Origin of the sequence: Sandarakinorhabdus limnophila DSM 17366 (genome assembly GCF_945882885.1) — a bacterium.
Lineage (GTDB): Bacteria > Pseudomonadota > Alphaproteobacteria > Sphingomonadales > Sphingomonadaceae > Sandarakinorhabdus > Sandarakinorhabdus limnophila_A.
In genome coordinates, this window is record NZ_CAMCWT010000093.1 from 1 (window position 1) to 5,094 (window position 5,094).

Here is a 5,094-nt window from a genome sequence, read left to right on the forward strand (position 1 = left end):
TGCGCCGATGCCCGCACCTGAGAAACCGTACCCGGCGCGCCTTCCAGCGTGTCGCTGTGCATCGTCTGGATCGAATCGATCACCAGCAGCCCCGGCGGTGCCTTCAGGCTGGTCAGCGTTGTCAAAATGTCCCGCACATTGGTTTCGGCCGCCAGCGCCACATCTGCCTTGGCCAGCCCCAGCCGCCGCGCCCGCAATCGCACCTGATCCGCCGCTTCCTCGCCTGAAACATAGGCGACACTCGCCCCTGTGCGCGCCATCTTGCCGGCCGCCTGCAACAGCAAGGTGGATTTGCCGATGCCAGGATCGCCGCCGATGAGTGTGACACTGCCCGGCACCAGCCCGCCGCCTAGCGCGCGATCAAGTTCGGCAATGCCGGTGCTCAAACGCGGCGGCAGCGCCACATCATCAGCCAGGCTCTCCAGCGCGATGCGACGCCCACCGGTTTGCAGCGATTGCTTGGCGGCAAATGGCGTGAACACCGGGGCGGCTTCCTCCACCAGCGTGTTCCATTCCTTGCAGTCCCCGCACTGCCCCGCCCAGCGCGGCGCCACCGCCCCGCAGGCCTGACACACGAAGCGCGTTTTGCCCTTTGCCATAAAATCCCATTCAGAACAGATAGGAAACATTAGGCTGGCGCGCCTGGTCTTGCAAGCGGCATGCCTGCCGTGCCAAATGCCGCCATGCGCACCATGATCCTCACCCTCCTCCTCGCCACCGCTGCTCCGGCGCTCGCCCAGTCGGCGCCGATCAAAGCCGCCCACGCCAGGATCGCCGCCGATTACGATCAGACCATTGCCGAGGTGATCGAGCTGACCGAAATCCCCGCCCCGCCGTTCAAGGAAGCGGCGCGCGCAGCGCGGATGGCCGAGAAATTCAAGGCGCTGGGCTTGAGCGACGTGCACCTGGACTCTGTCGGCAATGTCATCGGCACCCGCCCCGGCAAGGATCGCGCCGCCAAGGCGCTGATGGTCGCCGCCCACCTCGATACCGTGTTCCCGCCCGATGTCGCCATCAAGATCCGCCGCGAAGGTGAGACGCTGCACGCGCCTGGCATCGGCGACACTACCATCACCCTCGCCGCACTGCTCGCCTTCATTCGCGCAATGGATGCCGGCAAGATCCAGACCACGCGGGACATCATCTTCGTCGCCAATGTCGGCGAGGAAGGCCAGGGCGATCTGCGCGGCGTGCGCCACATCTTCTCGGCCAGCCCGCTCAAGCCCCGCATCGGTGATTTCATCAGCTTTGATGGCAGCAATGTCGCCCGCATCGTCAACGGCGGTGTCGGCTCCCGCCGCTACCGCGTCGCCTTCAAGGGTCCGGGCGGCCACAGCTATGGCGCATTCGGCATCGTCAACCCGATGGCGGCCATGGCCGGGACCGTGCAGGGCCTTTACGGGATCGTCCCGCCCACCGACATGAAGACGACCTTCGCTGCTTCCACCATTGCCGGCGGCACATCGGTCAACTCCATCCCCAATCTCATCCTCGCCGAATTCGACATGCGCTCGGCCTCCACCACCAATCTGAAGGCGCTCGAAAGCCAGTTCCTGAAGATCATCGAAGACAGCGTTTCCGCCGAAAATGCGGCCCGCGACACGCGCTATGGCAAGATCAGCGCCGTGCCCGAACTGATCGGCGACCGCCCAGCCGGCACCACACCGGCCACAGACCCCCTGGTGCAAACCGCCGAACGGCTTCTGAAAGCCGGCGGCTACGATGCCCAGCTGATGCCCAGCTCCACCGACAGCAATATCCCGATCAGCCTTGGCATCCCGGCCATCACGCTGGGTGCTGGCGGCGGCGGCTTCCGCGCCCACGCGCTGGATGAATATGTGAACGTGGAACGCGCCACCTTCGTGAAGGGGCTGACCACGGCGTTCGACATCGTGGTGGAAGTGGCCAACATCAAGCGCTGAGGCACTTCCAGCTTCTCGCCTTGAAATTCCCCAGCACTTGCGGGGGCTTGAAGCGTCAGCCAGACTGATCTGTGAAAGGAGGCCCCTTTGCAGACAAAGGAGCTGCGCCTCGCGTTGGTCTGTTACGGCGGGGTAAGCTTGGCGGTGTACATGCACGGCCTCACCAAGGAAGTGTGGAAACTCGCGCGCGTCTCGATGCGGCGGCACAGTCCAACCGGGTTGCCGCCAGCCAACGACAGGGAGATTGTCTACCAGGCGCTGCTCGACAGCTTGCCCAATCTTGACCTCAGGGTGATGTGCGACATCGTTGCCGGCGCCTCGGCCGGCGGCATCAACGGCGTGCTGCTGGCCCGGGCGCTGGTGGAAGGGCATGATCTGGATGCCATCCGCAGCCTCTGGCTGGACGGGGCAGATAGTGACGTGCTGCTCGACAAGGCGGCGGCGTCGCGGCCGCTGTCGAAACTTTGGGCGATCCCACTGGTGTGGTGGGTGCGCCGACGCGGCCTGGAGGATGAAGACACGGCCGAGGTGGCGGCGCACACGGAGGTGAAGCGCAAGCTGTCCCGTTTCATGCGCAGCCGATGGTTCAAGCCGCCGTTTTCCGGTGCGGCCTTCTCGGGCCTGCTGGCCGATGCCTTTGCCGCGATGGAAAAGGGCGAGCGCACGCCGCCGCTGTTGCCGCGGCTGCACCCGTTCGATCTGTTCGTGACGGTCACCGATTATCACGGCGCCCCCCAACGCCTGCGGCTGAACACACCGGAAGAAGTGACCGAGCCCGAACATCGCCTGGTGATCGGTTTTGCCTGCCCCGGCGACGGCGCGGAGCGGCATCTGGGGCCAACGCCGGATCTGGTGTTTGCGGCGAGGGCCACGGCGAGCTTTCCCGGCGCCTTCCCGCCGGCACGGATTTCCGAGATCGACGCGCTGCTGGCCAGCCGCGGTGAAGACTGGCCGGGGCGGCAGGCCTTCATCGATCGCGTGCTGCCAGGCCGCGCTCAGCCGGAAAGCGTCGACCTGATCGATGGCGCCGTGCTCGACAACCGGCCCTTTGGCCCTGCGCTGGCTGCGCTGGGCCGCCGTCCAGCACATCGCGAAGTGGACCGGCGCTTCGTCTATCTCGATCCCAAGCCGGGGATGCACGACGATGGCGCGGTGACCGGCCAGCCGCCCGGCTTCTTCGGCACCATCCTGCGCTCCCTTGCCGATATCCCGCGCCAGCAGCCGATCCGCGACAGCCTGGGCACGATCAAGGCAATCTCGATGCGGTCGCGCCGGCTGCGCCATATCGTGATCGGCATGATGCCGCAGGTGGATATCGCCATCGATGCCGCCATCGGCATGCGCCTGCTGCTGTTTTCGCCCAGCCTGGAACGGCTCGCAGCCTGGCGCAGCCGCATGAATAGCGAGGCGGCGAAAGCGACCGGCTTTGCCTATGGCGCCTATGGCCGGCTGAAATTCGCGCTGGTGACCGAACGGCTGGCCGAGCGCATCGCCGCGCTGGGCGGGCAGGAGGTGGGCGCAGTTCGGGCCAGCCTGTGGCGGCACCTCAACGCCGGCGGTGTCAACAAGCCGGAAACGGCGCTGGGCAAGGCGGGGGCGGCTTCGCCCTATGTGCTGTTCCTGCGCAATTTCGATGTCGATTTCCGCATCCGCCGCCTGCGTTTCCTGATCCGGCGGGTGAACATGGAGCTGACCGGAGCGGAGGGGGCAACAGCAACAGCGCTAGGCAAGATCAAGGCCGGGCTCTACGCCATTCTCGCGCCGCACCTGATGTGCTGGCCGGCCGCCGGCAGCCTGGCAGCCGCCGGCAACGCCATCGCCGATCCCGCCAGCGCACTGGCCGCCGTGGCCAACGCCCTCGACCTGAAGGGCCTTGATGCCCGCAGCGACCAAGCGCTGGTAGACCTTCTCGCCAGCGGGCTGCCGCGCCGTCTGCGCCGCGATCTGGTAGCGGCCCATCTCGGCTTCCCCTTCTTCGACATCGCCATCCTGCCACTGATCGCCGATGGCAACATCGACGAGCTAGACGAGATCAAGGTCGATCGCATCAGCCCGGAAGATTGTTCGGCTTTGACCAGCGCCGGCGGCCAGCGTCTTAAAGGCGCGCTGTTCAATGCCTTCGGTGCCTTTTTCAGCCGCGCCTGTCGGGAACATGATTATCTGTGGGGCCGCCTGCACGGGACTGAGCGGCTCATCGATCTGGTCGTCTCCTCCCTTCCCGCCAAGGCCCGGCCCGACGCGGCCACCCTCGGCGAAATCCGCTGCGCCGCCTTCCGTGCCATCGTGGCGGCAGAGCGGGCGCATCTTGTTGACATTCCCGACACGATCGCCGCGCTCGACGCCGCGCTGGCGGAATAGTCACTCCGCCGGTTGGGTTTTTCCTGCCGGCCGGTATTGCCGCAGATAATGAATGATGATCGCCATGCCGAACATCGTCGGGATCGCCCAGATCGCCGGGTTAAAGGCGTGGGTGGGGAACATCTCGATCAGGCCCACACTCAGGAACGCCGTGTAGGCCGCAATCCCGGTCGCCACCATCGCCTTGAAATGCTCCGGAATATAGGCGCGTGGGGAAGCCGGCGTGGTGAAGATGTAACGGAAGTAAGTGGTCGTGGTGCCAAAGCCGAGCAGCGCCACCATCACCATCAGGATCGGTTCCATCACCGGGCCATTGCGATCCAGCAGATACAGCCCATGCGCCAGGCAGATGCCCGCCGCCAGCATGGTACCGCCCTGCACCGCCAGCATCGACCAGTGCCGGTTGCCGGGATGATCACGCCGGTTGCTCACCATCACGAGCCCATAACGCGTCATCGAAATCGCCAGCAGCCCCAGATATACCATCATCGTCCCGAACATGCCGCGATAGAGCACTTCGTCGGTCAACTGCGGGTGCATCGCCAGCGGCCATACCAGAGACAGCACCCCCATCCCCAGCGCCTGCGCGGCGGCCATATAGATGGCCGCCGAAAACACGAACCCCCACCGCCGATGCGCCGGGCCGCCCTTGCGCGTCAGCACCGCCCCCCAGAAACTGGTAAGCGCCACCACGCCGGCGCCGACGTGAATGGCCAGAAAGATGGTGAACAGCCAGGGCATGGTGGGACGGCATCACTCCTGCGATTGGCACTGTTTGGCCACAGGATTTCGCGAGGGCAAGGGACAAGTTATC

General features: G+C 65.6%; 4 protein-coding genes. 2 read left to right on the forward strand and 2 right to left on the reverse strand.

All coding sequences use genetic code 11. The annotated features are described in order from the left end of the window. On the reverse strand, nucleotides 1-599 hold a 599-nt coding region (locus Q7O19_RS12855; RefSeq protein ID WP_303810893.1), incomplete at its 3' end, for an ATPase domain-containing protein. 84 nt (nucleotides 600-683) lie between these two features. Here Q7O19_RS12855 and Q7O19_RS12860 point away from each other — a divergent pair. Both Q7O19_RS12860 and Q7O19_RS12865 read left to right on the forward strand, forming a co-directional pair. After that, nucleotides 684-1,922 carry a M20/M25/M40 family metallo-hydrolase gene (locus tag Q7O19_RS12860; protein WP_303810894.1) on the forward strand — a complete coding sequence of 413 codons (1,239 nt, stop codon included), beginning with the start codon at nucleotides 684-686 and terminating at the stop codon, nucleotides 1,920-1,922. 87 nt (nucleotides 1,923-2,009) lie between these two features. Continuing rightward, a complete protein-coding gene (locus tag Q7O19_RS12865; protein WP_303810895.1) occupies nucleotides 2,010-4,280 on the forward strand; it encodes a patatin-like protein in 2,271 nt (756 codons plus the stop codon). On the opposite strand, the gene Q7O19_RS12870 is transcribed toward Q7O19_RS12865, so the two are convergent. Beyond that, complete coding sequence (locus Q7O19_RS12870; protein ID WP_303810896.1) at nucleotides 4,281-5,021, reverse strand: hypothetical protein; 741 nt, start codon at nucleotides 5,019-5,021, stop codon at nucleotides 4,281-4,283. It abuts the gene before it with no gap. Between the last annotated feature and the right edge of the window lie 73 nt (nucleotides 5,022-5,094).